Below are 22967 nucleotides of genomic sequence, written 5' to 3' on the forward strand. Positions count from 1 at the left end.
ACCCACACGAGCCGCACCGCGAAGGAGCACCGCTATGCCCTCGCAGTTCCCGTTGTCCCGCCGAGGATTCCTCACGGCATCCGCCGCAGCGGGCGCCGCCCTCGGCCTCGCCTCCGCCCCCGCGCGGGCAGGCGGCAGACCGCGACCGTTCGGCCGATACGGTTCACCGGCCGCCCGCCGCACCCCGAAGACTCTGTACGTCGACCCACGCGGCCAGGGCGACTTCACCTCCGTGCAGGCCGCCGTGAACGCCGCAGCCGGCAGCGGCTGGACGCTGATCCTCGCACCCGGCATCTACCGGGAGACGGTCGCCGTCGACGCCACCCGGACGGAAGCGACCTGGATCGGCGCCTCGAAGAACTCGCGCGACGTCGTGATCGTGTACGACAACGCCGCCGGTACTCCGAAACCCGGCGGCGGCACGTACGGCACCAGCGGGTCCGCCACCACCACCGTGCAGGCCGACGGGTTCACCGCGCGGGACATCACCTTCGCCAACGACTGGCTCCGCGCCGACCACCCCGAGATCACCGGTACCCAGGCCGTCGCCATCAAGGTGCAGGGCGACCGCTCGGCGTTCTGGCGATGCCGGTTCCTCGGACATCAGGACACGCTGTACGCCGACTCGATGGCGCTCGGCACCTTCGCCCGGCAGTACTTCGCGCACTGCTACGCCGAGGGTGACGTCGACTTCGTCTTCGGGCGGGCCACCGCCGTGTACGAGCACTGCCGCTTCCACACGCTGGCCCGGGACGTCGATTTCACGCCCAAGGGCATGGTGTTCGCGCCGTCCACGGCCGGTGCCAACCCGTACGGCTACCTGGCCCTGAAGTGCCGTATCACCAGCGGCGCGGAGGACGGGGCGTACAAGCTGGCCCGGCCCTGGGTGCCGAGTTCCGACACCACCGCCTGGCCTTCGCTGGTCGTGCGGGACACGTGGATCGGGCGCGGCATCGACGCGGTGGCGCCGTATACGAACATGCGGGAGGAGTACCCGTGGCAGAGCATGCGGTTCCGTGAGTTCGGCAACACCGGACCCGGCGCCGTGATCAGCGCCCCGGAGAACCGTCCCCAACTCGGCGCTGAGGAAGCCGAGTCGCACACCCGGGAGGCATACCTCCGTGACTGGCGCCCCGCTGCCTGAGTTCCACTCCACCCTCAAGGACGACCTGCGTTTCCCGCTCGCCTGGGGCACCTCGCCGATCCGGGACTTCGAGGAGTGGCGGCGGGCGGCGCGGGCCAAGGTCGAGGAGCTGCTCGTCGTCGGGCGGCAGGACGGGGTTCCGTACGCACCCGAGTTCACGCACGCCGTACAAGACGACTCCCGCACACGGGAGTTGGTCACCCTCTCCCTCACCCGCTACGAACGCGTCGGCGGTGTCCTGCTCACGCCGCACGGTCCCGGGCCCTTCCCCGCCGTAGTGCTTCTGCACGATCACGGAGCCACGTTCGACATCGGGAAGGAGAAGCTGGTCCGGCCCTGGTACGACGACACCCGGCTCGCCTCCGCGCGGGCCTGGGCGGACCGGCACTTCAGCGGCAGGTTCATCGGCGACGAACTCGCCCGGCGCGGGTATGTCGTCCTCTGCCTGGACGCGCCCGGCTGGGGCGACCGCGGGCCCCTCACCTACGAGCAACAGCAGGCCCTCGCCAGCAACTTCTTCAACCTCGGCTCCTCGCTCGCCGGACTCATGGCCCGTGAGGACGCCCGTGCCGCCGGATTCCTGGCGGGCCTTGACCGCGTGGACGCACACCGGGTCGCGGCCGTCGGGTTCTCCATGGGCGCGTTCCGTGCCTGGCAGACCGCCGCGCTGACCGACTCCGTCGCGGCCACCGCGGCCGTCTGCTGGATGACCGGCCTGAAGGAAATGATGGTGCCCGGCAACAACACGCTGCGCGGGCAGTCGTCGTACTACATGCTCCACCCCGGGCTTCCCCGGTTCCTCGACTTCCCCGACGTGGCGAGCATCGCCGCACCCAGGCCGATGCTCTTCTTCAGCGGCGCCCTGGACCCCCTCTTCCCCGCCGACGGCGTACGGGTGGCCCACGACAAGCTGACCGCCGTCTGGCGCTCGCGCCACGCCGAGGAACGGCTGCGTCTGAAGACATGGCCCGACCTCGGCCATGTCTTCGACGACCGCATGCAGGACGAGGTGTTCGCCTGGCTCGACACCGTCCTGTGAGTGAGCTAAGCGGGCCCGGCGGCGAAGTCCGCTGCGGCTCGGCAGCGCCCCGAAGGGGCGCGGGGAACTGCGCGACCAGCCACGACGGTGCCGCAGGCGACTGACGGCATAGCGCGGCACTTCCAGCGGAGCGCTTAGCGCCGTACCGGCCTGATCGACTCCAGGGTCGGCACCACCGGCTTGATCGTGCCGTCGGCCGCGAACTCCATGCGGTCGATGGTCGTCTCGCGGTGGGTGCCGTCGCCGCCCGCCGTGCCGGGGCCGTTGAGAGCGAACCGGTGGTAGACCATGTACCAGTCGTCGGTACCAGGGGTGTTGACCACCGAGTGGTGGCCCGTGCCCTTGATCCCGTACTCCGGGCGCTTGGACAGGATCGTGCCCCGCTTGGTCCACGGGCCGAGCGGGGACGGTCCCGTCGCGTACGCGACGTGGTAGTTCTCGCTGCGGGTGTCGTCCTCGGACCACATGAAGTAGTACGTGCCCTTGCGCTTGACGACGAAGGAACCCTCCCGGAAGTTGTCCGGGGTGATGTCCTGCACCTTCGAGGGGTCGTACGAGGTCATGTCGTCGTTGAGCGGGACGACGTAGCCGTGTCCGTTGCCCCAGTAGAGATACGACGTTCCGTCGTCGTCCGTGAAGACGGACGGGTCGATCATCTGGCCGCTGAGGGAACCGCCCTTGGCGACGAGGGGTTTGCCGAGGGCGTCCTTGAACGGGCCCGCGGGGGAGTCCGCGACGGCCACCCCTATCTGCTGCTCGGCGCAGAAGTAGAAGTAGTACTTGCCGTCCTTCTCGGCGATCGCGGGAGCCCACGCGTTCTTGTCGGCCCAGGAGACATCAGGCCCCAGGTCGAGGATGACGCCGTGGTCCTTCCAGTGGACCAGGTCCTTCGACGAGAACGCCTTGAACTGCGTACCGCTCCAGCCGGGGAAGCCGTCCGTGGTCGGGTAGATCCAGTAACGGCCGTCCATGTAGCGGATGTCGGGGTCGGCGTACAGCCCTGGCAGGACCGGGCTGCGGGTCGGCACCGCCTCGACCGTCCAGGTTCTGGTCGTTCCGTCCGCCGCCGTCACCTTGTATGTCTGCGGCTCGCGGAAGTCGCGGCGCGTGCCGCTGGGCGGGGTCACCTTCGCGCCCGCGCCGACGGCGAACCTGGGCGCCAAGTGCCGTAGATCCGCCGCGGGTTGCATCGGCAGCACGACCTTGCTCGTGGCCTCGGTGACGATCGCGTACCCCTTCTGGCCCTTCGCCGTCGCGTCCACGACCGACGTCGGCGTGACCGGGTAGGCGGCCAGCAGCCGGTCGTACTCGGCCTGCGTCACCGGAATCACCGTGCCGTGGCGGGGACTTGCGGGGAGCTGGTAGTTCGTGGACATGGTCCACTTGCCCGAGTCGAGGTCGGTGGTCTCGAAGGGGACGTAGCCCCGGCCGCCGTACTCGTCGATGAACAGGTACCACTTCTCCTCGGTGTTGGACTTGAACACCGTCGGGCCCTCACCGCGGTCGATCGAGCCGCTGCCGATGCAGTCCGAGACGAAGTCGTACGAGGTGTCCGTCAGCGTCGTCGACTTCTCGGCGGTGATGAACTTCGAGCAGGGGCTGGAGGAGGTGGGGTCCCGCTCGTCCTTGGTGTAGCGGTAGTAGGTGTCCTGGTGCTTCACCACGGTCGAGTCGATGACCGAGTAGCCGGGGTCGTCCCAGACCTTCGGCTCGCTGAAGGTGCGGAAGTCCTTGGTCGTCGCGTACAGCATCTTGTTGTACGTCGAGCCGGTGTGGTCGGGGTCGTCGTCGGCGTACAGCTTGGACGCCCAGAACACGACGTACGCGTCCAGCGTGTCGTCCCAGTAGGCCTCCGGCGCCCAGGTGTTGCCCGCGTTGTCCGGGGACACCTTCACCAGGCGCTGGTCGGTCCAGTTGACCAGGTCGGTGGATTCCCAGACCATGATGGACTTGCTGCCGTGCCGCTGGACGTGGTCCCAACTGCCGCTGGAATTGCGGTACATGCGCAGGTCGGTGGCGATCAGAAAGAACTTGTCGCCCTTGGGGGAGCGGATCACGAACGGGTCGCGTAGGCCTTTCTCGCCGATGGTGGAGGTGAGGACCGGCTTGCCCGCGTTCAGCTCCCGCCAGCGCAGCGGGTCGTTGCCGCGGCTGAGGGCGTAGCGGATCTGCTCGCCGTCTGCGGTGCCCTCGCCGGTGAAGTAGGCGAAGAGATAACCGGCGTACTTGGACTTGCTCACGGGCGGCGCTCCTGATTGCGCGGTGCCGGCTGGGGCGGTGACAAGGGTGAGGAGGAGGGCTAGACAGGCGACGAGCACGGCTCTGGGGCGCATGGGCAGTCCTGTAGGAGTGTGGGCGTTTCTGTTGGATGATGCGGCGCCTTCGGAGTGTCACCAGTGGGAAACAGCACGTCAATCGGTAGGCGTGAGATGGAGGGTGGCGAAAGTTTCGGTCGCTTTCGCCAGGGACACGGCAACCTCTTCCCGTCATGGCGGCGACTGCATCGCGTCCCCACCCCCTAGGAAAGGAACGCCCAGTGCGGCTCAGCACCGGACGCCACCGCAGGACGCGCACCCTCTCGATCGCGGCGGCGGTGGCCGTCTCCGCCGGCGCCGGCGGCGTCTACCTCGGACTGTCGAACGGCGGCGCCCAGGCAGCCGCGACGACCGTCACCGTCTCCAACACCGCCCAGCTGGAGTCGGCCGTCGCCCGCGCCGCCGCGGGTTCCGTCATCGAGGTGCGCGCCGGCACGTACTACCCGACGGCCACCCTCAAGTCCACGGCCAACGGCACCAGTTCGAACCGCATCACACTGCGGCCCCACGGCAGCGAGAAGGTGAAGATCGACGGCTCCAAGCTGCCCGCCGGCTCCTGGCTGGCCGGGATCTACGGCGACTACTGGACCGTGCAGAACCTCACCTTCCAGAACTCCCCGGCGCAGGGCTTCGTCGCCACGTCTTCCGTGGGCGGCGTCTTCAAGAACCTGGTCACCGCCAACAACGGCGACTCCGGGTTCACGCTGCGCGGTGACGGCACGACCGACAACCTCGTGCAGAACCTGGACAGTCACGGCAACTACGACCCCGCCGGGCACGGCCAGAACGCCGACGGGATCGCGGTGAAGTTCGGCTCGGGCACGGGCAACAAGATCACGGGCGCTCGGCTCTACAACAACTCGGATGACGGGCTCGACCTGTGGCAGTTCTCCTCGCCGGTCACCATCGAGCACGCGTGGGCCTTCGGCAACGGCAAGAACCGGTGGGGCGACTCCGCGTTCGAGGGCAATGGCAACGGGTTCAAGCTGGGCGGCGGGGGCGCGAGGGTGGCGCATGCCGTCAACAACAACGCGGCCTGGGACAACACGCTGCACGGGTTCACCGAGAACTCCAACACCGGTGCGATGGCGCTGAACCGCAACACCGCGTACGCCAATGCCGAGGCCGGATTCTACTTCGCCACGGGTAAGGCACGACTGGCGCGGAATCTGGCGGTGGGCAACAAGGGCGGGCTGTCGAAGGTGGGTTCCGGCACGGTGTGTGCTGCGAACAACTGGGACAAGGGGGTGTCCACGCCGGGCTTCAAGTCGACGGATGCGGCTACGGCGTACGGGGCGCGCAAGGCGGATGGCTCGCTGCCTGCGACGACCTTCCTGACGACGGGTTCCACGACTATCGGGTCGACGATGAACTGAACGGGCACACCGAAAGGCCCCGCCGGTCGTCACTGGCGGGGCCTTTCTTTGCCGGCCGAGGGGGGCTCAGGCCGGCGACTGCTGATCGAGGGGGGCTCAGATCAGCAGGTCTATGCAGTCGAACGACGTGCCCGGGCTGAGGTAGGCCGAGCCGGTCGAACCACTGACGATGTTGAGCTTCAGGACGTTGTACTGACTCACGTCCGTCTTCCACGCACTACTAGGGACGTTGAACGTGAACGTGTGGTTGTGTCCCCGGTACGAACCCGTGGTGAGAGAGCGCGTAGATGGCTGAGCGGGGGCGGTGGGGATGGCCGAAACCCAGTCGTTCACGGTCACCCGTGGCCGGCCGTTGATGTAGGCAGTGGTGACGCCGACGCGCAGGGTGTGCGCGGAGGCGGCCTGCTCCTTGGTCAGCTTGAAGTAGACGAGGATGCCGTCGTTGACGTCCTTCCACATGTACGCCGGGAAGGACGCGGCCTCGCTGCCGCTGCCGATCGTGACGTTGCCCGTCCACTTTGCCGCGCGGGCGTCGGACGGATGCGCGTACGTCATCAGCTGGGCGTTCTTGAACTCGCCGGGCGTGCCGTCCCAGTCGCCGAGCCGCCAGACGGTCTGCGCGGCGGAGGGGTCGCTGGTGAGGGTGAGGGTGTTGAGCGCCGTGGAGCCGCCCGCCGTCACCTTCACTTCCCCGGTGTGGACGGCGAGTTCGCCCTTGTGGACGGTCAGCGTGTACGTCCCCGGCAGCATCCCCTTGCAGGAGAATGCACCGGTGCCGGCGGCGGCCTTCGCCCAGTACTGGGCGTCCTTGTTGGCGAAGCCCACCGTGTAGGCGTACGTGGCGTCCATGCCCTTCAGGCCGACGCCCGCCACCCTGCCGCGGCCCGCCTTGCCGACCCAGCCGGTGATGCCGAGGCCGTCGGCCCAGGAGGTGTCGAGGTTCGCGTGGAACAGCGAGGACGCGGGGGTGCCGCCGTCCGTGAAGGACAGGACGTAGGGGCCCTGGAGACCGAAGCGCTGGGCCTCCGTCTGCGACTGGTTGTAGTGCAGGATCTCGTAGAGGCCGACGCCGAGATCGTTCGAGTGGCGCAGCAGTGAGCGGTAGAACGGGCCGCCGGACGCCTTCTCGTGGTTGGAGCGGACCAGCCAGAGACCGACCGAGCCGGTGGTGAAGCCGACGTAGTCGTAGTCGATGACCCGCTTGCCCGAGTAGTGCTTGGAGTGGGTCGTGCCGTCCGCGCGCTGCCAGACGTCTCCCGCCTCGATGACCTTGTCCGAGGCCTCGATCCAGGTGTCCGGGCCCTCGTTCGGGAAGATCCCGGGCTTGAGCCGGACGATGTAGCGGGTCGCCGTGAAGGAGGCGTCCGCCTTGTCGGTCCACAGGTAGACGTTGTTCTGGCCGCTGCGGGCCGCGTACCACTGGGTGATCGCGCCGTGCACGGCCTTCACGAGGATCGTCGACCCGGTCTGCTTGATCGTGACGGTCGACGCGCCGAGGCCGGACTCGACGTGCGAGTGCCTGCCGCCGTACCCCTCGTACTCCTTGCCCTTGTGGACCAGGGACGTGATGTCGCCGGTCGACTTCGAGACCTTGAAGACCAGCGAGGCGCCCGTGTCGATCACGTAGTTCGAGCCGTCGTCCTGGTAGCCGAAGGTGGCGGCGGACGCGGACGAGAGGAGGCCGGTGCCGCCCGCGACGGCGGCGCCGGTGGCGGCGACGCCGATCGCGGAGGCCCCGAGCACACGTCTGCGTGTGGGGTGCTTCTTGTGCGCGCTCAAGGGTCAGGCCCTTCGTGCTTGGGCGGGCTCGGCGCCCGTGCGGGATCCTTACGTCTCCTGGTCGCCACGCGTGCGGGAAGGGTTGCCGCGTCCTCGGAACTTTTTAGGAATCGCCCTCGGACGTCGACTCGTCGCCCTCGTGAGGTGCGAAGTCGCCTGCCACGGAGAGCTGCTGGTCCCCTGCGGTGGCCGTCGCCGCGTAGCCGTCGTCCCCCGCGTCGCGCCCGCCGCGCTCATGGTTGTACTGCCCGGCGAACACCCACTCGCCCTTCGGGACCGTACGGCCCTCCTTGAGGACCCAGGTGTAGACGAGGAAGCCGTCCTGCTCGCCGACGGTGAGGGTGAAGTCCTGCTCGGGCAGCGCGCGCCAGGCGCCGGTGGAGCTCACCCCGCCGGTCTGCTTCACCTTCAACTGGACGGCCAGCGCGGTGAGTTGCTCGTCCGTCCGGACGGTCACATTGCTCTGTGCCCAGAAGTCGTTGCTGTGCGGGTCGACCGAGCCGTCCGACCAGAGCGGGCCGTCCTTCTCACCGTTCGCGGGCGCCAGGGTGGTGGCGGGCGCGGACGGGGACGGCGACTCGGGGGTGCTCGGTTCCCCGGACTTCGGCGGCGCGCTCGGCGTCGGGTCCACCGGCGGGAGGGGGGCGCGGCTCGTCGCGTCCGGCGACGGTGTGGGCGTCGGCGAGACGGCGACCGTCTGCTGCGGGGAGGGTTCGTCCTTCACGGCGGAGGCGACCGCGTACCCGCCGACGGCCAGCACGCTCGCGACCGCGGCGGTGGCGCTGACGACCCGCACCCAGCCGAAGACCGGCGGGTGGGTGGCCCGGTGGTCGGGCCGGGTCTGCTCGGTCATGCCACGTTCGACGCGGGCCAGGATGCGCGCGCGGTCGGGCTCGTGCTGTCCGGCCGCCTCGTGCAGCCGGGCGCGCAGTTCGTCGTGCACGTCCCGCCGCATGGTCATCGGTTCCTCCCTCCGGCGTCACTGGTACGCGCCATCGTCGCGTGCATCCTCTGGGGAGCACCCTGTGTGCCGAGCAGTCTTTGCAGCTCGGCCATTCCCTTCGAGGTCTGGCTCTTCACCGTACCCACCGAGACACCCAGGGCGAGCGCCGTGTCCTTCTCCGAGAGGTCGAACGCATGCCGCAGCACCACACAGGCCCGTTTGCGGAACGGAAGTCTACGCAACGCCTCCTGGACATCGACCACGCCCGCGACGTCCGGGTTCTCCGTCTTCTCCTCGCGCTGCGACCAGAACAGGGCGACCCGCCGCCGTTCGCGGACCGCGCTGCGGATCCGGGTACGGGCGAGGTTGGCGACGACTCCGCGGGCGTAGGCCACCGGATGGTCGGCGGCGCGCACCCGGTCCCAGCGGTGCCACAGCGCGAGCAGCGCGTCCGCCGCCAGATCGTCGGCGGCGTCCGGCTCACCCGTCAAGAGGTGGGCGAGACGGGACAGTTCGGCGTAGTGACGCTCGAAGAAGGCATGGAACTCCACGGAGGCGGCGTCGTCGACGACTGTGCCCACGGGCGACCTCTCCTGGCTCTGCGTGGCATGTGGAAGACATGTGATCGTCCGGAGATCATCCGGTCGAGATGCGGAAGCGTAGCAGTGATCGATTGCCTGCTTCGTACGAGCCTTCGAACGAGGTGTGGCACGTCGGACGGTGAGCAGCGCTGATTCCGTAACACGGAGAAAACCTGAAACAGGTTCGACAGGGGAACAATCCAGCCAGCATCCGCACACTGATCAATCAGGCAGCAAGGAGTACGTGTCCATGTCCGATTCGCAGAAGGTGGCCGACCGGCCAAGTCCCGCGCCGTCCGCGGTGAGCAGCCTCGACCGGTACTTCAAGATCTCCGAACGGGGCTCCACCTTCGGCCGTGAGATACGCGGCGGCTTCGCCACATTCTTCACGATGGCCTACATCCTTGTCCTGAATCCGATCATCCTCGGCAGCGCCAAGGACAAGTTCGGCGAACAGCTCGACCCCGTCCAACTCACCACCGCCACCGCCCTGGTGGCCGCGGTGATGACGATCATCATGGGCATCGGCGGCAATCTGCCCCTCGCCCTCGCCGCCGGCCTCGGCCTCAACGCGGTCGTCGCCTTCCAGATCGCCCCGCTGATGAGCTGGGACGACGCGATGGGCCTCATCGTCATCGAGGGCCTGCTGATCTGCGTGTTGGTGCTGACCGGCCTGCGCGAGGCCGTCATGCACGCGATTCCGCAGCCGCTGAAGCAGGCGATCAGCGTCGGTATCGGCCTGTTCATCGCGTTCATCGGCTTCGTCGACGCCGGCTTCGTCAGCCGTATCCCCGACGCCGCCAACACCACCGTGCCGGTTCAGCTCGGTGGCACCGGCTCGCTCACCGGGTGGCCGATGCTCGTCTTCTGCCTCGGAGTTCTGCTCACCATCGCGCTGCTCGCCCGGAAGGTGAAGGGTGCGATCCTGATCAGCATCGTCGCCATGACGATCGTCGCGCTCATCATCAACTCGATCGCCGACATCAAGGCCTGGGGGCTGACCACGCCCGAGTGGCCCGACAAGCTCGTCGACACTCCCGACTTCGGACTCATCGGCCAGTTCAGCCTGTTCGGCGCGTTCAGTGCGACCGACGTGGGTGTCATCACGGTCATCCTGCTGATCTTCACGCTGATCCTGTCGGACTTCTTCGACACCATGGGCACGGTCGTCGGCATCAGCGCGGAGGCGGGCCTCCTCGACGAGCAGGGCAAGGTCCCGAACCTCGGCCGTGTCCTGCTCATCGACGGTGCGGCTGCGGTCGCCGGCGGTGCGGCGTCCTCGTCCTCCGCGACGTCGTACATCGAGTCGGCGGCGGGCGTCGGCGAGGGGTCGCGCACGGGCTTCTCGAACCTGGTCACCGGTGGGCTCTTCGCGCTCGCCCTGTTCCTCACGCCGCTGCTGACCATTGTCCCGCTCCAGGCCGCCGCGCCTGCGCTGGTAGCCGTGGGCTTCCTGATGATGACCCAGGTCAAGCACATCGACTGGGACAAGTACGAGATCGCGATCCCGGCGTTTCTGACCATCGCCGTGATGCCCTTCACGTACTCGATCACCAATGGCATCGGGGCGGGGTTCCTGGCGTATGTGGTGATCAAGTCGGTGCTGGGGAAGGCGAAGGAGGTTCACTGGTTGCTGTGGGGGGCGTCGGGGCTGTTCCTCGTCTACTTTGCGATCGACCCCATTGAGCAGATTCTCGGCGTGTGAGGTGAGGATTCGCTGCGCGGTCGGGTGCGGGTCTCGCTGTGGCTGGTCGCGCAGTTCCCCGCGCCCCTAAAGGGGCGCCTACTCGACGGCCGCTTGCATCATTGCCTTGGCTACCGGGGCCGCCAAACCGTTGCCGCTCACTTCGGAGCGGGCCGCGTCCGACTGCTCGACCATCACCGCTACGGCTACCTCCTTGTCCCCGGACTTGGCGTAGGACGTGAACCAGGCGTACGGGGTCTTGCTGTTGTTCTCGCCGTGCTGGGCCGTGCCGGTCTTGCCGCCTACCGTGGCGCCCGGTATCTGGGCGTTGGTGCCGGTGCCCTTGGAGACGACCGTTTCCATGGCGGACTGCAGTTGTTCCGCCGTGTCGGAGCTGACGATGCGGGTGGTGTTGGTCCTGTCGTCGTAGTTCTCCAGGGCGTCGCCGCCGCTGTCGGTGATCTCGGAGACCATGTGCGGGGTGACCATCTCGCCGTCGTTGGCTATGGCGGCGGACACCATGGCCATCTGCAATGGCGTGGCCGTGACGTCGAACTGGCCGATGCCCGTCAGGGCGGTCTGCGCCTTGTCCATCCCGGACGGGTAGACGCTGGGATAGGCCCGCACCGGCACGTCCTGTGTCTCGTCGTTGAAGCCGAACTTCTCGGCCATCGCCTTCACCTTGTCCTGGCCGAGGTCGACGGCCATCTTGCCGAAGACGTTGTTGCAGGAGTACTGCAGCGCGGTGCGGATGGTGGCGTTCTCGCAGGGCGCGGACGCGTTCTCGTTCTCGAGGGCCCTCGTCGTGCCCGGCAGGGGGTACGGGTTGGGGCTGTCCGTCTTCTCGTCGACCGACGAGTACAGCCCGTCCTCCAGCGCGGCAGCCGCGACGACCAGCTTGAAGGTCGAGCCCGGCGGCAGCGGCTGACGCAGGGCGCGGTTCGTGAGGGGCTTGTCGGAGTCCGCGTTGAGCTTCTTCCAGGCCGTCCCGGCGGTGTCCGCGTCGGTCAGCGACGTCGGGTCGTACGACGGGGTCGACACGACCGCCAGGATCTTGCCGGTCGTCGGGTCGATCGCGACGGCCGCGCCCTTCTTGTCGCCGAGCGCGTCGTACGCCGCCTTCTGCACGGCCGGGTCGATCGTCGTGACCACGTTGCCCGGATCGGCCCGCTTGTCGGTGACCGTGTCCATCAGGGTCTTCAGCCGGGTGTCCGTGCCGTTGAGCAGGTCCTGGTAGATGCCCTCCAACTGCGTGGGCGCGTAGCTCTGCGAGGCGTAGCCCGTCACCGCGGCGTACAGCGCGCCGTCGGTGTACGTGCGCTTGTATGCGAGGTCGCTGCCCTTCGTCCGTGCCGAGCCGGTGATCGAATCACCGGCCACGATGATGTTCCCGAGCGGCGACGAGTACGTCTCGATCGCATTCCGCCGGTTCTTGCTGTCGTCCGCGAGTGCCTGGCCGTCGTAGAACTGCACCCAGGTCGCCCTGACCAGCAGAGCGAACACCAGCAGCAGCGCGAAGACCGATGCGCGCCTGATCGTCTTGTTCATCCCGCCAAGAAGACGATCGAGGCGCTGCGGATCGTTCCGTTCCGCCTGCTTTTCTCATCGGGTGTTCATGAAGCCGGCCGGGGTGACTTCAGGAACCCCGCCTCGTACGCGGCGATCACCGCCTGCGTACGGTCCCGCGTGCCGGTCTTCGCCAGGACCGCCGCCACATGCGTCTTCACGGTGGCCTGGCCGACCTCCATGCGCCGCGCGATCTCCGCGTTGGTCAGCCCGGCCGCCATGAGCCGCAGCACCTCGCTCTCCCGTCCGGTGAGCTTCGCCACCCAGGCGGGCGCAGCGGTGTGCACGCGCGCGTGCTCGGTCGCGAGGGTCCGTACGGCGGACGGGAACAGCAGGCTGTCGCTGCGCGCGACCAGCCGTACCGCCTGCACGAGCGTGTCGGCGTCCGCCCGCTTGAGCAGGAACCCGGCGGCTCCGGCGCGCAGGGCGTCGTACACATAGGAGTCGTTCTCGAAGGTGGTGACGACGACGATGCGGGGCGGTGCGTCGAGGGTCGCGAGGATCTGTTCGGTGGCCCTGATGCCGGTGGCCTCCGGCATGCGGACGTCCATGAGGACCACGTCGGGGAGGAGGTTCCGTACGACCGACACCGCCTCCGCGCCGGTCGCCGCCTCGCCGATGACCTCCATGTCCGGTTCGGCGGAGAGGATCGCGCGCAGGGCTGTGCGGACCATGCGTTCGTCGTCGGCTAGGACGACACGGATCGGTGGGGTGGTCATGCGGGGCCCCTTCTTGGCAGGCGTACGTGCAGGCGCCAGGTCCCATCGACGGGTCCTGCGTGTGCGGTGCCGCCGAGTAGGTGGGCTCGGTCCGTGATTCCGTGCAGACCGTGTCCGCGGGGGCGCTCCGGATGTCCTTTGTCTGCGGGTTCGTTGTGGCTGGTCGCGCAGTTCCCCGCGCCCCTTTGGGGCGCTCCACCTAGGTCTCTCAGTGGGTTCTCCAGGGTGATGTCCAGGTGCTCGTCTGCGGCCTCGATGTGCAGGGTCACTTGCTTGTCGGCGGCGTGCTTCAGGGAGTTGCTCAGTCCCTCCTGCACGATGCGGTAGGCCTCGCGGGAGACGACCGGCGGGAGGGTCTCGGGGGCGACGCCGATCACGTCCCTGATGCGTAGGCCCGCCGCGCGTGTGCGGCGTAGGAGGTCGTCCAGGTCAGCGGCGAGTGTCGGAGCCGGGACGGTCGAGTCGCCGTTCCTCAACACACCCAGGACTGCGTCCAGTTCGGTCACCGTGCGGCGGGTGGTGTCCTCGATCGCGGCCAGGGCCTCGCGGACGAAGTCCGGGTCGGTGTCGAGGACGCGGCGGGCCGCGCCGGCCTGGAGGGTGACGGCGCTCAGGGCGTGGCCGACGGAGTCGTGCAGTTCGCGGGCGAGTCGGTTGCGTACGGCCAGGTCGGCGGCGCGTGCCTCGGCGGCGGCGAGCCGGTCCTCGGGGGTGGGGCCGAGCAGGGCGGGTGCCCAGCGGGCGAGCAGCGCCCCGGACGCGGCCGCGCAGGCGGCGAGCGCGACGAGCGTCGCCGCTCCCGCGACCGGTGCGAGCGCCAACGCCCAGGTGTGGTCGAGTGCTTCGGGCAGCCCGAGCCGGGGGTCGCGCAGCCCGGCGAAGACGGGCAGCACGATCAGCACGACCGCGAACGGCGGCACCGCGAGCGACATCCCGGCGATGATCCCGCCGAACCCGAGGTGCAGCGTGAACCAGGCCGCCGTACGTCCCTTCGCGGACCGGCTCCGTGCGGGCCCGTCGGCGAGCCGGTCCTCGTCCACGCCGCACAGCGACCGCACGGCGGCGACCTCGAGCGGCCGGGTCAGCGGGAACAGGGAGGTGAGGGCGGCGAGGGGCAACCCCAGGGCGAACGAGGCCAGTTGGAGGGTGAAGGAGCCGAACACGTCCGTGGAGCCGGTCGCCGGGCCGACGACCACCGAGCCGACGAGGACGTACGGCGTCGCGAGCGCGCCGCCGAGGATCAGATGGATCCAGCGGCGGCGGGCCCGACGGCCGAACAGGAACCGGGCGATCGCGCTCACGCCGGTTGCTTCGCCGCGGCGGAAGAGCCGTCTCTCGTGCCCGTGGACCGCTCCGCGAGGAAGTGGGCGCCGAGGCTTGCCACCAGGATGCCGACGATCATCTGCCCAGCGTAGGCGAGGTGCATCACCGGCGTCGGACGGTCGGCGATGTCGTCCACCCCCGTCAGGGACGCGAGCGTCAGCCAGCCGCCCCAGCAGACGGCAACACCCGAACCGACCCAGGCGAGGGCGAGCGGCGCCTTCACGGGCAGCGCCGGGGCGCTGCGGAAGGCGAGCAGCCAGGCACCGGCCACGGCGGCGACAAGGTAGAGGGCCGTCATGGCTTCCAGGACGTGGAAGTCGGAGGTCCGGTCGCCGGCCCGCCCCGCGCTGAGCCCGGCCGTACTGCCGAAGGCCCACAGCAGGTGCAGAGTGAGCGGCAGCAGGGCGAGTACGGCGGCGGCGCCCGCTGTGACGCGCTGGGCGGCACCGACCGTACTGCGGGGCAGCTCCCACACGCGTCCGCGCCACAGGTGGCCCCAGCGGTCGCGGGCGTACAGCACGAACAGCCCGCCGAGGGCCACTCCTTGTACGATGAACCCGGTGTACACGACCCCGAACACCCACTCGTCGAGGAAGGGCTCCCGCCCGGTGCCGGCGGCCGTATACACGCTCCCGCCGAGCGCCCTCACGAGGAGCTGCAACGGAAACCCGGTCATGATCGGCGCGAGCAGCCCGGTCGCGACCCACACCGGAAACGCCGGCAGCCACGCGGGCACCCGCAGCCCCCACGGCCGGGTCAGCACCAGCGCCAGCACGATGACGGCGCTGTCCAGCACCACGGAGATGCTGTTGGCGACGGCCATGGACGTCCGGTGCTCCAGCAGCGAACTGCCGTCCGGGATCCCCACCCGGCTCCCGGCGACCCAGGCGACCTTGAGAGCGAGATACGGCACGCAGGAGACGACGGCGACGGCACGGAGCAGCCGGCGGGGCTTGGTGGCGACGAGTGACGTGGTCATACGTCCACGCTGCCGTGCGGAGCCCGACCGGCACGTCCTGCGCCACGACGATCCGCCTCCGCCGCACGGGGGAGGAGCGCCGGCCCGAGCCTCGGCCCCGGCCTCAGCCCTCCAGCGTCAGCACGACCTCGTCGATCTCCTCGCCCCGCGCGTTGGCGAAACCCCTGTCCCGGCCCGTCGGCCGGAAGCCGCACCTCTCCAGCACGCGCAGCGACCCGGCGTTGTCCGCCGCGGCCCGCGCGTACACCGGGCGTTCAGGGGCCTGTGTCAGCAGCATCCGAAGGGCCGCCGTGGCGATACCCCGCCCCCAGTACGCCCGGTCGATCCAGTACGTCACCTCACGCTCGTCCGGCTGCCCGTACACCGCCACGTGCCCCACCACGTCACCGTCCACCAGGACCGTGCGGTTGAGGACGTCTGCCGAGGACCGGATCCGCTTCCAGTGGGCGTCGAAGGCGTCCCGGTCGGCCGGGTCCTTGGCGGTGAAGGCCGCCATCCACACGGCCTCCGGGTCCATCATCTGCCGGTAGAAGACGGGCAGGTCGCTGTCGTGAATCTCGCGGAGTTCCACATCCATGGCGTCAGAGCCTACGGGTGGCCAGTGTCAGCCGGTCCCGCGCGTCGAACAGCGCGTCCTTCACCATCTGCTCATGGGCCGGGGTCAGCCGCGCCACCGGTACCGAGCAACTGATCGCGTCCCGGGCGGGGGTGCGATACGGGATCGCGACGCCGAAGCAGCGCAGCCCCAGCGTGTTCTCCTCTCGGTCGACGGCGAAGCCCTGCTCCCGGACCTGGTGCAGCTCCTCGATGAGCTTCTCGCGGTCCGTGATCGTGTTCTCGGTGAGAGCGGGCAGCGTCTACGGGAGCATCTTGCGGACCTGTTCGTCCGTGTAGGTGCTCAGCAGCGCCTTGCCGAGGGAGGTGGAGTGGGCGGGGAGGCGGCGGCCGACTCTCGTGAAGGGGCGCAGATAGTGCTGGGACTGGCGCGTGGCCAGGTAGACGACGTTCGTGCCGTCCAGGCGGGCCAAGTGGATGGTTTCCGTCGTGTCGTCCGACAGGCGGTCCAGCGTCGGGCGGGCCGCCGCGACCACCTCGTCGCCGTCGATGTACGAGGTGCCGACCAGCAGCGCCCGTACGCCGATCCCGTACCGCGTGCCCGTCGCGTCCGTCTCCACCCAGCCCAGCTCGACCAGTGTGCGCAGCAGCATGTAGAGGCTGGACTTGGGGTATCCGACGGCCTCCTGGACCGCCGCGAGGGAGTGCATTCCGGGGCGTCCGGCGAAATACTCGAGCAGTTCAACAGTCCTTACCGCGGACTTGACCTGCGCTCCGCCCCCCGTCTCGCCAGCCGACATCGCCCTTGACCCCTTCGTTCGACGGGAAATAGTCTCCAACAGCATATTCACCACCAGAGACAGCGTTCAGTATATCGAACGACCCTGGTGAATGACCCAGTACTGCGGCATTACATGTGTGGAGGGACCCGCGGTGGCAGCAGCACCAGTCTGGAGTGTCGACCCCCGAACCGGGAAGCAGCGGGAACAGGTTGCGGTGGAGGCCACAGCCCAGGAGGTGGACGCCGCCGTCCGTGCCGCGCACGACGCGCGCGGCGCCCTGGCCGACCGCACGGTCCGCTCGGCCTTCCTGCGCACCGCCGCCGGCCGGCTCGAGGCGGCCAAGGACCAGCTCGTCGAGGCCGCCGACGCCGAGACCGCGCTCGGCCCGGTCCGGCTGACCGGGGAACTCGCCCGCACCTGCTACCAGCTGCGTGCCTTCGCCGACATCGTCGACGAGGGTGCCTTCCTCGACGTCGTCATCAACCACCCCGACGCCACCGCGACCCCGCCGATCCCGGACCTGCGCCGCTACAAGGTGCCCCTCGGCGTCGTCGCCGTCTACTCGGCCTCCAACTTCCCCTTCGCCTTCTCGGTCGCCGGCGGCGACACCGCGAGCGCGCTGGGCGCGGGCTGCCCGGTCGTCGTCAAGGCCCACCCCGACCACCCGGGCCTGTCCGAGCTGGTCGCGGCCGTACTGCGGGCCGCCGCCGCGGACCACGGCATCCCCGCGGGCGTCGTGGGCCTCGTCCACGGCTTCGAGGCGGGCATCGAGCTGATCAAGCACCCGCGGGTCGCTGCGGCCGGGTTCACCGGTTCGGTACGAGGCGGGCGTGCCCTCTTCGACGCGGCTGCCGCGCGGCCGGTCCCGATCCCCTTCCACGGCGAGCTGGGTTCGCTGAACCCCGTGCTCATCACCGAGGCCGCCGCCGCCGAGCGTGCGGAGGCCATCGGCACGGGGCTGGCCGGTTCGATGACGCTGGGCGTCGGGCAGTTCTGTGTGAAGCCCGGGCTCGTGCTGGCACCGCAGGGCGCTGCGGGCGACCGGCTGCTCAAGTCGCTGACGGAGGCGGTCAGCGACACGGAGGCGGGCGTTCTGCTCGATCACCGGATGCGTGACAACTTCGTCGCCGGGGTCGCCGAGCGGACCGAGCTGCCCGACGTGGACTCGCCGGTGACGCCGGGAGCGGGCGGTGAGCACACCGTCAGCGCGGGGTTCCTCACGGTGCCGGCCGAGAAGCTGACCAGCGAGGGGGCGTACGACCTGCTGCTGGAGGAGTGCTTCGGGCCGGTCACCGTGGTGGCCCGCTATGAGGACGAGGCGGAGGCGAAGGGCGTGCTGTCCCGGCTGCCGGGAAATCTGACGGCGACGGTTCATGTGTCGTCGGAGGAGGCGGCGGGAGAAGGGCGGGGGCCCGAGCTGCTTGCCGAGCTGACGCCGCTGGCCGGCCGTGTGCTGGTCAATGGGTGGCCGACGGGGGTTGCGGTGGCGCCCGCGCAGCATCATGGAGGGCCCTACCCGGCTACGACGTCGACCTCTACTTCGGTGGGCGGTACGGCTATTGAGCGGTGGTTGCGGCCGGTTGCTTATCAGGGGGCGCCTGAGGCGATGCTTCCTGCGGAGCTTCGGGATGAGAATCCGCTGGGGTTGCCTCGACGGTTCAACGGGCGTTTGGAGCGGTAGCGCTCTGCGGGGTTCGCCGTTGGGGTGCGGTTGTCTGCGGGGTGCGGGTTCGTTGTGGCTTGTCGCGCAGTTCCCCGCGCCCCTGAGGTAGCTCCACTGAGCCTGAGACACTGGAGCGATGGACGTGGAACTTCCCCAACTGCCTTTCCCCCTCCGTACCTACGGACCCGACGGGCACTGGGCCTATGAGGACGGCATCCTCAGTGGGTGGGCCGGGGCCCGGCAGGATCGGTTTGTGCCGCCTACCGGTGAGGCTCTGGATCCGGCGTCCGATGCGCCGCGGCTGTTGGGCGCGCCCGTCGGGGACTTTCAGTTGATCGCCCGTGTCACCGTCGGGTTCGCCGCGGCGTTCGACGCGGGGGTGTTGTACGTCCATGTCGGGGAGCGGGCCTGGGCGAAGTTGTGTCTGGAGTACTCCCCGGATGTGCCCACCGTGTGCACGGTGGTCACCCGGGGGCACTCCGATGATGCCAACTCCTTCACTGTGGAGGGCAGTTCGGTCTGGCTCCGGGTGAGCCGGACCGGCCGTTCCTTCGCCTTCCATGCCTCGCGTGACGGTGAACGCTGGACCTTCGTGCGGCTGTTCACGCTGGGCGGGGCGGAGGAGACGGGCGCTGCCCTGGTCGGCTTCATGTCGCAGTCGCCGATGGGGGAGGGGTGCGTGGTGACGTACGACCACATCGAGTTCAGGACGGACTGGCCGAAGGACCTGCGGGACGGCAGCTGAGCAGGAGCGTCACCGTCAGCAGGGTCGCGCTGATCCCGAGGCTCAACCGCATACCGGCCACGAAACCGTCGGAGATCAGCGTCCCGAAGGCGGCGATGCCCAGGGCGCCGGCCATCTGCCGCGCCGAGTTGAGCAACCCGGCCGCAAGTCCCGCCCGCTCGGCGGGCACGGCGTCCATCATCGCCGCGGTCAGCGGCGGCACCGTCAGGGCGCAGCCCAGTGCCATGGGGACGAGGAGCACGGCCACCAGGACAGGAGGCGTGCCGGCGTTGACGTACAGCAGGACGAGCAGTCCTACGACGGCCAGTGCCTGTCCCACCACCATGGGCAGCCGTGCGCCGTGGCGGCTCGCGAGCTTGCCCGCCAGTACGTTCGTCACCGCGATCAGCCCGGTCATCGGCAGGAACATCAGTCCGGCGGCCAGTGCCGAGCGGCCCTGAACCTGTTGGAAGAAGAGCGAGAAGACGAACACCATGCTGTAGAAGGCCACGCTGACCGCCGCTCCCGTGGCGACCGTCACCGCGACGGTCCGGTTGCGGAACAGGCCGAGGGGGACGACCGGGTGGGGCCGGCGCGCCTCGATCCTGAAGAACGCGACAGCGGCGACCACCGCCACCGCCAGCGCCGCCCATCCCGCCGTGCCGCCCTCGATCACCGCGAACGTCAGTGCCGTGAGCGCCACCACCGCCGTCACCTGGCCGGGCAGGTCGAGCGGCGCCGGACGGGGCTGTGAGCGCGGGGCCCGCACCAGCAGCACGAGGATCAGCGCACCGACCGGCAGGTTGACGAAGAAGATCCCGCGCCAGTCCCAGGCCGTCGTCAGCGCACCGCCCGCCACCGGACCCAGCGCCACCGCCACCGAACCGCCCGCGGCCCACACGGCCACCGCGCGGGCCCGCCGCGCCGGATCGGCGTACGCCTGCCGCACCAGTGCGAGCGAGGCCGGCAGGACCACGGCCGCCGCCACGCCCTGCACCATCCGCGCGCCGATCAGGGTGGCCAGATTCGGCGCCAGGCCACAGGCCGCCGAGGCGAGCGTGAAGACGGCGGCCCCGAGCGCGTACGCCCGGCTCGCGCCCGCCCGGTCCGAGAACGCCCCGGTGGACAGCATCAGCGCGGCGAAGGCCAGCGTGTAGGCGTCCACCACCCACTGGAGGCCGGACATTCCGCCGCCGAGAGAGGAACCGATCGCGGGCAGGGCCACGTTCACGATGGACGCGTCGAGGCAGACCAGCGCGAAGCCGAGGAGGCCCGCGGTGAGGGTCAGGGCGGAGGAGGGCTTCTTGGGTCCCAACTCGTCAGGGGAGACGGCGAGTTCGTCGTCCTTCACAGAGCGGTTCGTTGACATGCCCTCCATGCTGCGGATCCGGGCCGCCGTACAGTAGTGGCCGGAATGCCATGCACCCGGAGGTTCTGGTCATGCCCCAGTCGCGCACCCCGCGCCGGATCGCCGTCGTCGCGCCCTCGCCCGTGTCGATGTTCAACCTCGCCATCCCGGAGATGCTGTTCGGCAAGGTGGAGGTGGACGGGCAGCCGGGCTACGAGGTGGTCATCTGTGCGGCGGAGCCGGGTCCGGTGCCCACCAGCGGCGGGCTCGACCTGTATGTACGGCGTGGACTCGACGCCGTGCGGGAGGCGGACACGGTGCTCGTCGCGGGGACCGGGGAACCGTTCGAGCCGGAGTCGCGGATCGTCACCGCCGTACGCGAGGCCGCCGCCGACGGCAAGCGGATCGCGTCCCTGTGCACCGGCGCCTTCCAGCTCGCCGAGGCCGGTCTGCTGCACGGGCGCAGGGCCACGACGTACTGGGCGCACGCCGAGGAACTGCGCCGCCGGTATCCGCAGGTCGACCTGCGCGGAGACGTGCTGTACGTCCAGGACGGGCCGTATCTGACCTCCTCCGGCTACGCCGCCGGCATCGACCTGTGCCTGCACATCATCCGCACCGACTACGGCGCCGCCGTCGCCAACGAGGTCGCCCGGCGGGCCCTCGTCGCGCCCGTCCGGCCGGGTGGCCAGACCCAGTTCACCCAGACCCCGCTGCCGCCGGAGCGCGGCAACGCCTGCGGCGACACCCGCGGCTGGGCCATGCGCAACCTCGACAAGCCGCTCACCCTCACCGACCTGGCCCGGCACGCGGGCGTGAGTGTGCGCACCCTGACCCGCCGGTTCCACGCCGAGAGCGGGGTCAGCCCCCTGCAGTGGCTGCTGCATCAGCGCATCGAGCGTGCGAAGGAACTCCTGGAGACCACCACCCTGCCCATGGACCAGGTGGCCCGCTCCTGCGGCCTGGGCACCGCCGACTCCCTCCGCGCCCACGTGACCCGCCGCACCGGCCTCACCCCGAGCGCTTACCGGTCCCAGTTCAGCCGTCTCCAGCCGCAGGGGCTCTCGACACCGACTGGAGCGCCCCGGAGGCGTCCAAGAAAACACGGAACCGGAGCGGGGCCGGTCACGTCCTCGGTGGCATGATCAGGGAGCCGCTGACCGGAAACCGAGTGATCCGTACCGTCCTGCCCGCCGAGGCGGACACCGTCGCCGCGCTGCATGCGCGGGCCCGGGCGACGTACTACCCGGGCGGTGTCCCGGACGACGGCACCGACTGGATCGCCGCCTGGCGGGGCGTGATCCAGCGGCCGGACGCCCATGTGCTGTGTGCCGTCGAGCGCGGCCGTGTCGTCGGCGTCGCGTCCTTCCGCACCCCCGAGGGCGCCCCCGCGGAATCGGTCACGCTGTTCCAGTTCCATGTCGACCCCGACCACTGGGGCTCCGGTATCGGCACGGCCCTGCACACGGCCTGTGTCGAGCAGTGGCGGGTCGATCGCAAGCGCACCGCCGTACTCGACGTGCATGTCGACAACCAGCGGGCCAGGGCCTTCTACGGCCGCCGCGGCTGGGTCGCGGAGCCGTTCGACGGGAGCCGTCATCTGCGGCTGCACCTCATGATCGGCGGGGAATGAAAACGGCCGCTTGAACGTTCACACACTCCGGCGGAGGGAGTCTCCGTTCCCGCACGAGCTGGAGAGAGCCGAGACATGCGCGTCGAGATCTGGAGTGACATCGCCTGCCCCTGGTGCTACGTCGGCAAGGCCCGCTTCGAGAAGGCGCTCGCGGCCTTCCCGCACCGGGACGAGGTCGAGGTGGTGCACCGGTCCTTCGAGCTGGACCCCGGCCGGGCCAAGGGCGACACCCAGCCCGTGATCACGATGCTCACCAAGAAGTACGGCATGAGCGAGGCCCAGGCGCAGGCCGGTGAGGACAACCTCGGTGCGCAGGCCGCCGCCGAGGGACTCGACTACCGCACCCGCGGCCGGGACCACGGCAACACCTTCGACCTGCACCGGCTGCTCCACTTCGCCAAGGAACAGGGCCGGCAGGACGAGCTGATCCAGGTCTTCTACCGGGCCAACTTCGCCGAGGAGCGCTCCCTCTTCTCCGAGGGCGACGAACGGCTGGTGGAACTGGCCGTGGAGGCCGGACTCCGCGCCGCCGACGTCCGCAAGATCCTCGCCGACCCGGAGGCGTACGCCGACGACGTCCGCGCCGACGAGCGCGAGGCCGCCGAACTGGGCGCGAACGGCGTGCCCTTCTTCGTCCTCGACCGCAAGTACGGCGTCTCCGGCGCCCAGCCCCCCGAGGCCTTCGCCCAGGCCCTGACCCAGGCGTGGGGCGAGCGGCCGTCGCTCAAGCTCGTCGGTGGGGGAGACGAGGCGGACGCCTGCGGTCCCGACGGCTGCGCGGTGCCCCAGCACTGACATCGGCACTGAACCCGCA

19 protein-coding genes and 1 pseudogene are annotated in these 22967 nt (G+C 69.7%); 9 read left to right on the forward strand and 11 right to left on the reverse strand.

What is annotated here, in order from left to right; translation table 11 throughout:
* The first annotated feature begins 34 nt into the window (after nucleotides 1–34).
* Both ACTWQO_RS28470 and ACTWQO_RS28475 read left to right on the forward strand, forming a co-directional pair.
* Nucleotides 35–1144 (forward strand): pectinesterase family protein, encoded by a 1110-nt coding sequence (locus ACTWQO_RS28470; protein WP_443240215.1) that lies wholly within the window; start codon nucleotides 35–37, stop codon nucleotides 1142–1144.
* Complete coding sequence (locus tag ACTWQO_RS28475) at nucleotides 1122–2183, forward strand: dienelactone hydrolase family protein (RefSeq protein ID WP_443240216.1); 1062 nt, start codon at nucleotides 1122–1124, stop codon at nucleotides 2181–2183. The genes ACTWQO_RS28470 and ACTWQO_RS28475 overlap by 23 nt, the downstream gene beginning before the upstream one ends.
* A gap of 134 nt (nucleotides 2184–2317) precedes the next feature.
* Here ACTWQO_RS28475 and ACTWQO_RS28480 read toward each other — a convergent pair whose 3' ends face one another.
* Nucleotides 2318–4516 carry a family 43 glycosylhydrolase gene (locus ACTWQO_RS28480; protein ID WP_443240217.1) on the reverse strand — a complete coding sequence of 733 codons (2199 nt, stop codon included), beginning with the start codon at nucleotides 4514–4516 and terminating at the stop codon, nucleotides 2318–2320.
* Nucleotides 4517–4719: 203 nt separating this feature from the next.
* Between ACTWQO_RS28480 and ACTWQO_RS28485 the strand changes: the two genes are divergently transcribed.
* Nucleotides 4720–5874 (forward strand): right-handed parallel beta-helix repeat-containing protein, encoded by a 1155-nt coding sequence (locus tag ACTWQO_RS28485; RefSeq protein ID WP_443240218.1) that lies wholly within the window; start codon nucleotides 4720–4722, stop codon nucleotides 5872–5874.
* 96 nt (nucleotides 5875–5970) lie between these two features.
* On the opposite strand, the gene ACTWQO_RS28490 is transcribed toward ACTWQO_RS28485, so the two are convergent.
* The 3 genes from ACTWQO_RS28490 to ACTWQO_RS28500 form a co-directional block, all read right to left on the reverse strand.
* Nucleotides 5971–7653 (reverse strand): rhamnogalacturonan lyase B N-terminal domain-containing protein, encoded by a 1683-nt coding sequence (locus tag ACTWQO_RS28490; protein WP_443240219.1) that lies wholly within the window; start codon nucleotides 7651–7653, stop codon nucleotides 5971–5973.
* 103 nt (nucleotides 7654–7756) lie between these two features.
* Nucleotides 7757–8614, reverse strand: a complete 858-nt coding sequence (locus ACTWQO_RS28495; RefSeq protein ID WP_443240220.1) for a hypothetical protein — start codon at nucleotides 8612–8614, stop codon at nucleotides 7757–7759.
* On the reverse strand, nucleotides 8611–9177 hold the full coding sequence (locus tag ACTWQO_RS28500; protein WP_443240221.1) for a SigE family RNA polymerase sigma factor: 567 nt from the start codon (nucleotides 9175–9177) through the stop codon (nucleotides 8611–8613). Before ACTWQO_RS28500 ends, ACTWQO_RS28495 begins: the two co-directional genes overlap by 4 nt.
* Nucleotides 9178–9427: 250 nt before the next feature.
* On the opposite strand from ACTWQO_RS28500, the gene ACTWQO_RS28505 reads away from it, so the two are divergent.
* Nucleotides 9428–10882, forward strand: a complete 1455-nt coding sequence (locus ACTWQO_RS28505) for an NCS2 family permease (RefSeq protein WP_443240222.1) — start codon at nucleotides 9428–9430, stop codon at nucleotides 10880–10882.
* A 78-nt stretch (nucleotides 10883–10960) separates the two neighbouring features.
* Here ACTWQO_RS28505 and ACTWQO_RS28510 read toward each other — a convergent pair whose 3' ends face one another.
* The 6 genes and pseudogenes from ACTWQO_RS28510 to ACTWQO_RS28535 all read right to left on the reverse strand — a co-directional run bounded on the left by ACTWQO_RS28510 (nucleotide 10961) and on the right by ACTWQO_RS28535 (nucleotide 16803).
* The gene (locus ACTWQO_RS28510) at nucleotides 10961–12409 is read right to left on the reverse strand and encodes a peptidoglycan D,D-transpeptidase FtsI family protein (protein ID WP_443240223.1); all 1449 of its coding nucleotides are present in this window, start codon (nucleotides 12407–12409) and stop codon (nucleotides 10961–10963) included.
* 65 nt (nucleotides 12410–12474) lie between these two features.
* On the reverse strand, nucleotides 12475–13146 hold the full coding sequence (locus ACTWQO_RS28515) for a response regulator (protein ID WP_443240224.1): 672 nt from the start codon (nucleotides 13144–13146) through the stop codon (nucleotides 12475–12477).
* Nucleotides 13143–14447, reverse strand: coding sequence for a sensor histidine kinase (locus ACTWQO_RS28520; protein WP_443240225.1), 1305 nt, complete (start codon nucleotides 14445–14447; stop codon nucleotides 13143–13145). Before ACTWQO_RS28520 ends, ACTWQO_RS28515 begins: the two co-directional genes overlap by 4 nt.
* The gene (locus tag ACTWQO_RS28525) at nucleotides 14444–15448 is read right to left on the reverse strand and encodes a hypothetical protein (RefSeq protein ID WP_443240226.1); all 1005 of its coding nucleotides are present in this window, start codon (nucleotides 15446–15448) and stop codon (nucleotides 14444–14446) included. The genes ACTWQO_RS28520 and ACTWQO_RS28525 overlap by 4 nt, the downstream gene beginning before the upstream one ends.
* Before the next feature lie 103 nt (nucleotides 15449–15551).
* Complete coding sequence (locus ACTWQO_RS28530; protein ID WP_443240227.1) at nucleotides 15552–16025, reverse strand: GNAT family N-acetyltransferase; 474 nt, start codon at nucleotides 16023–16025, stop codon at nucleotides 15552–15554.
* Between the two features lie 4 nt (nucleotides 16026–16029).
* Nucleotides 16030–16803, reverse strand: a pseudogene (locus ACTWQO_RS28535) (IclR family transcriptional regulator).
* Between the two features lie 133 nt (nucleotides 16804–16936).
* Between ACTWQO_RS28535 and ACTWQO_RS28540 the strand changes: the two are divergent.
* On the forward strand, nucleotides 16937–18466 hold the full coding sequence (locus tag ACTWQO_RS28540) for an aldehyde dehydrogenase (NADP(+)) (RefSeq protein ID WP_443240228.1): 1530 nt from the start codon (nucleotides 16937–16939) through the stop codon (nucleotides 18464–18466).
* A 118-nt stretch (nucleotides 18467–18584) separates the two neighbouring features.
* On the forward strand, nucleotides 18585–19193 hold the full coding sequence (locus ACTWQO_RS28545; protein WP_443240229.1) for a DUF1349 domain-containing protein: 609 nt from the start codon (nucleotides 18585–18587) through the stop codon (nucleotides 19191–19193).
* Here ACTWQO_RS28545 and ACTWQO_RS28550 read toward each other — a convergent pair.
* Nucleotides 19153–20541, reverse strand: a complete 1389-nt coding sequence (locus tag ACTWQO_RS28550) for an MFS transporter (protein WP_443240230.1) — start codon at nucleotides 20539–20541, stop codon at nucleotides 19153–19155. The genes ACTWQO_RS28545 and ACTWQO_RS28550 overlap by 41 nt on opposite strands.
* Before the next feature lie 71 nt (nucleotides 20542–20612).
* Between ACTWQO_RS28550 and ACTWQO_RS28555 the strand changes: the two genes are divergently transcribed.
* The 3 genes from ACTWQO_RS28555 (at nucleotide 20613) to ACTWQO_RS28565 (ending at nucleotide 22948) form a co-directional block, all read left to right on the forward strand.
* Entirely contained in the window at nucleotides 20613–21665 is a 1053-nt protein-coding gene (locus ACTWQO_RS28555) for a GlxA family transcriptional regulator (protein WP_443240231.1), read from the forward strand.
* Nucleotides 21662–22153: a GNAT family N-acetyltransferase gene (locus ACTWQO_RS28560; RefSeq protein WP_443240232.1), complete on the forward strand. Its 492-nt coding sequence runs from the start codon at nucleotides 21662–21664 to the stop codon at nucleotides 22151–22153. The genes ACTWQO_RS28555 and ACTWQO_RS28560 overlap by 4 nt, the downstream gene beginning before the upstream one ends.
* 75 nt (nucleotides 22154–22228) lie before the next feature.
* Complete coding sequence (locus ACTWQO_RS28565; protein ID WP_443240233.1) at nucleotides 22229–22948, forward strand: DsbA family oxidoreductase; 720 nt, start codon at nucleotides 22229–22231, stop codon at nucleotides 22946–22948.
* The last annotated feature ends 19 nt before the right edge of the window (nucleotides 22949–22967 follow it).

The sequence above is a fragment of the Streptomyces sp. 4N124 genome (genome assembly GCF_052245395.1).
GTDB lineage: Bacteria > Actinomycetota > Actinomycetes > Streptomycetales > Streptomycetaceae > Streptomyces.

Bases quoted from the DNA above. Each gene is read 5' to 3' on its own strand.
- ACTWQO_RS28470 (WP_443240215.1), top strand. From the start codon at position 35: ATGCCCTCGCAGTTCCCGTTGTCCCGCCGAGGATTCCTCACGGCATCC.
- ACTWQO_RS28480 (WP_443240217.1), bottom strand. From the start codon at position 4,516: ATGCGCCCCAGAGCCGTGCTCGTCGCCTGTCTAGCCCTCCTCCTCACC.
- ACTWQO_RS28495 (WP_443240220.1), bottom strand. From the start codon at position 8,614: ATGACCATGCGGCGGGACGTGCACGACGAACTGCGCGCCCGGCTGCAC.
- ACTWQO_RS28505 (WP_443240222.1), top strand. From the start codon at position 9,428: ATGTCCGATTCGCAGAAGGTGGCCGACCGGCCAAGTCCCGCGCCGTCC.
- ACTWQO_RS28510 (WP_443240223.1), bottom strand. From the start codon at position 12,409: ATGAACAAGACGATCAGGCGCGCATCGGTCTTCGCGCTGCTGCTGGTG.
- ACTWQO_RS28515 (WP_443240224.1), bottom strand. From the start codon at position 13,146: ATGACCACCCCACCGATCCGTGTCGTCCTAGCCGACGACGAACGCATG.
- ACTWQO_RS28525 (WP_443240226.1), bottom strand. From the start codon at position 15,448: ATGACCACGTCACTCGTCGCCACCAAGCCCCGCCGGCTGCTCCGTGCC.
- ACTWQO_RS28530 (WP_443240227.1), bottom strand. From the start codon at position 16,025: ATGGATGTGGAACTCCGCGAGATTCACGACAGCGACCTGCCCGTCTTC.
- ACTWQO_RS28545 (WP_443240229.1), top strand. From the start codon at position 18,585: ATGGACGTGGAACTTCCCCAACTGCCTTTCCCCCTCCGTACCTACGGA.
- ACTWQO_RS28550 (WP_443240230.1), bottom strand. From the start codon at position 20,541: ATGTCAACGAACCGCTCTGTGAAGGACGACGAACTCGCCGTCTCCCCT.
- ACTWQO_RS28555 (WP_443240231.1), top strand. From the start codon at position 20,613: ATGCCCCAGTCGCGCACCCCGCGCCGGATCGCCGTCGTCGCGCCCTCG.
- ACTWQO_RS28560 (WP_443240232.1), top strand. From the start codon at position 21,662: ATGATCAGGGAGCCGCTGACCGGAAACCGAGTGATCCGTACCGTCCTG.
- ACTWQO_RS28565 (WP_443240233.1), top strand. From the start codon at position 22,229: ATGCGCGTCGAGATCTGGAGTGACATCGCCTGCCCCTGGTGCTACGTC.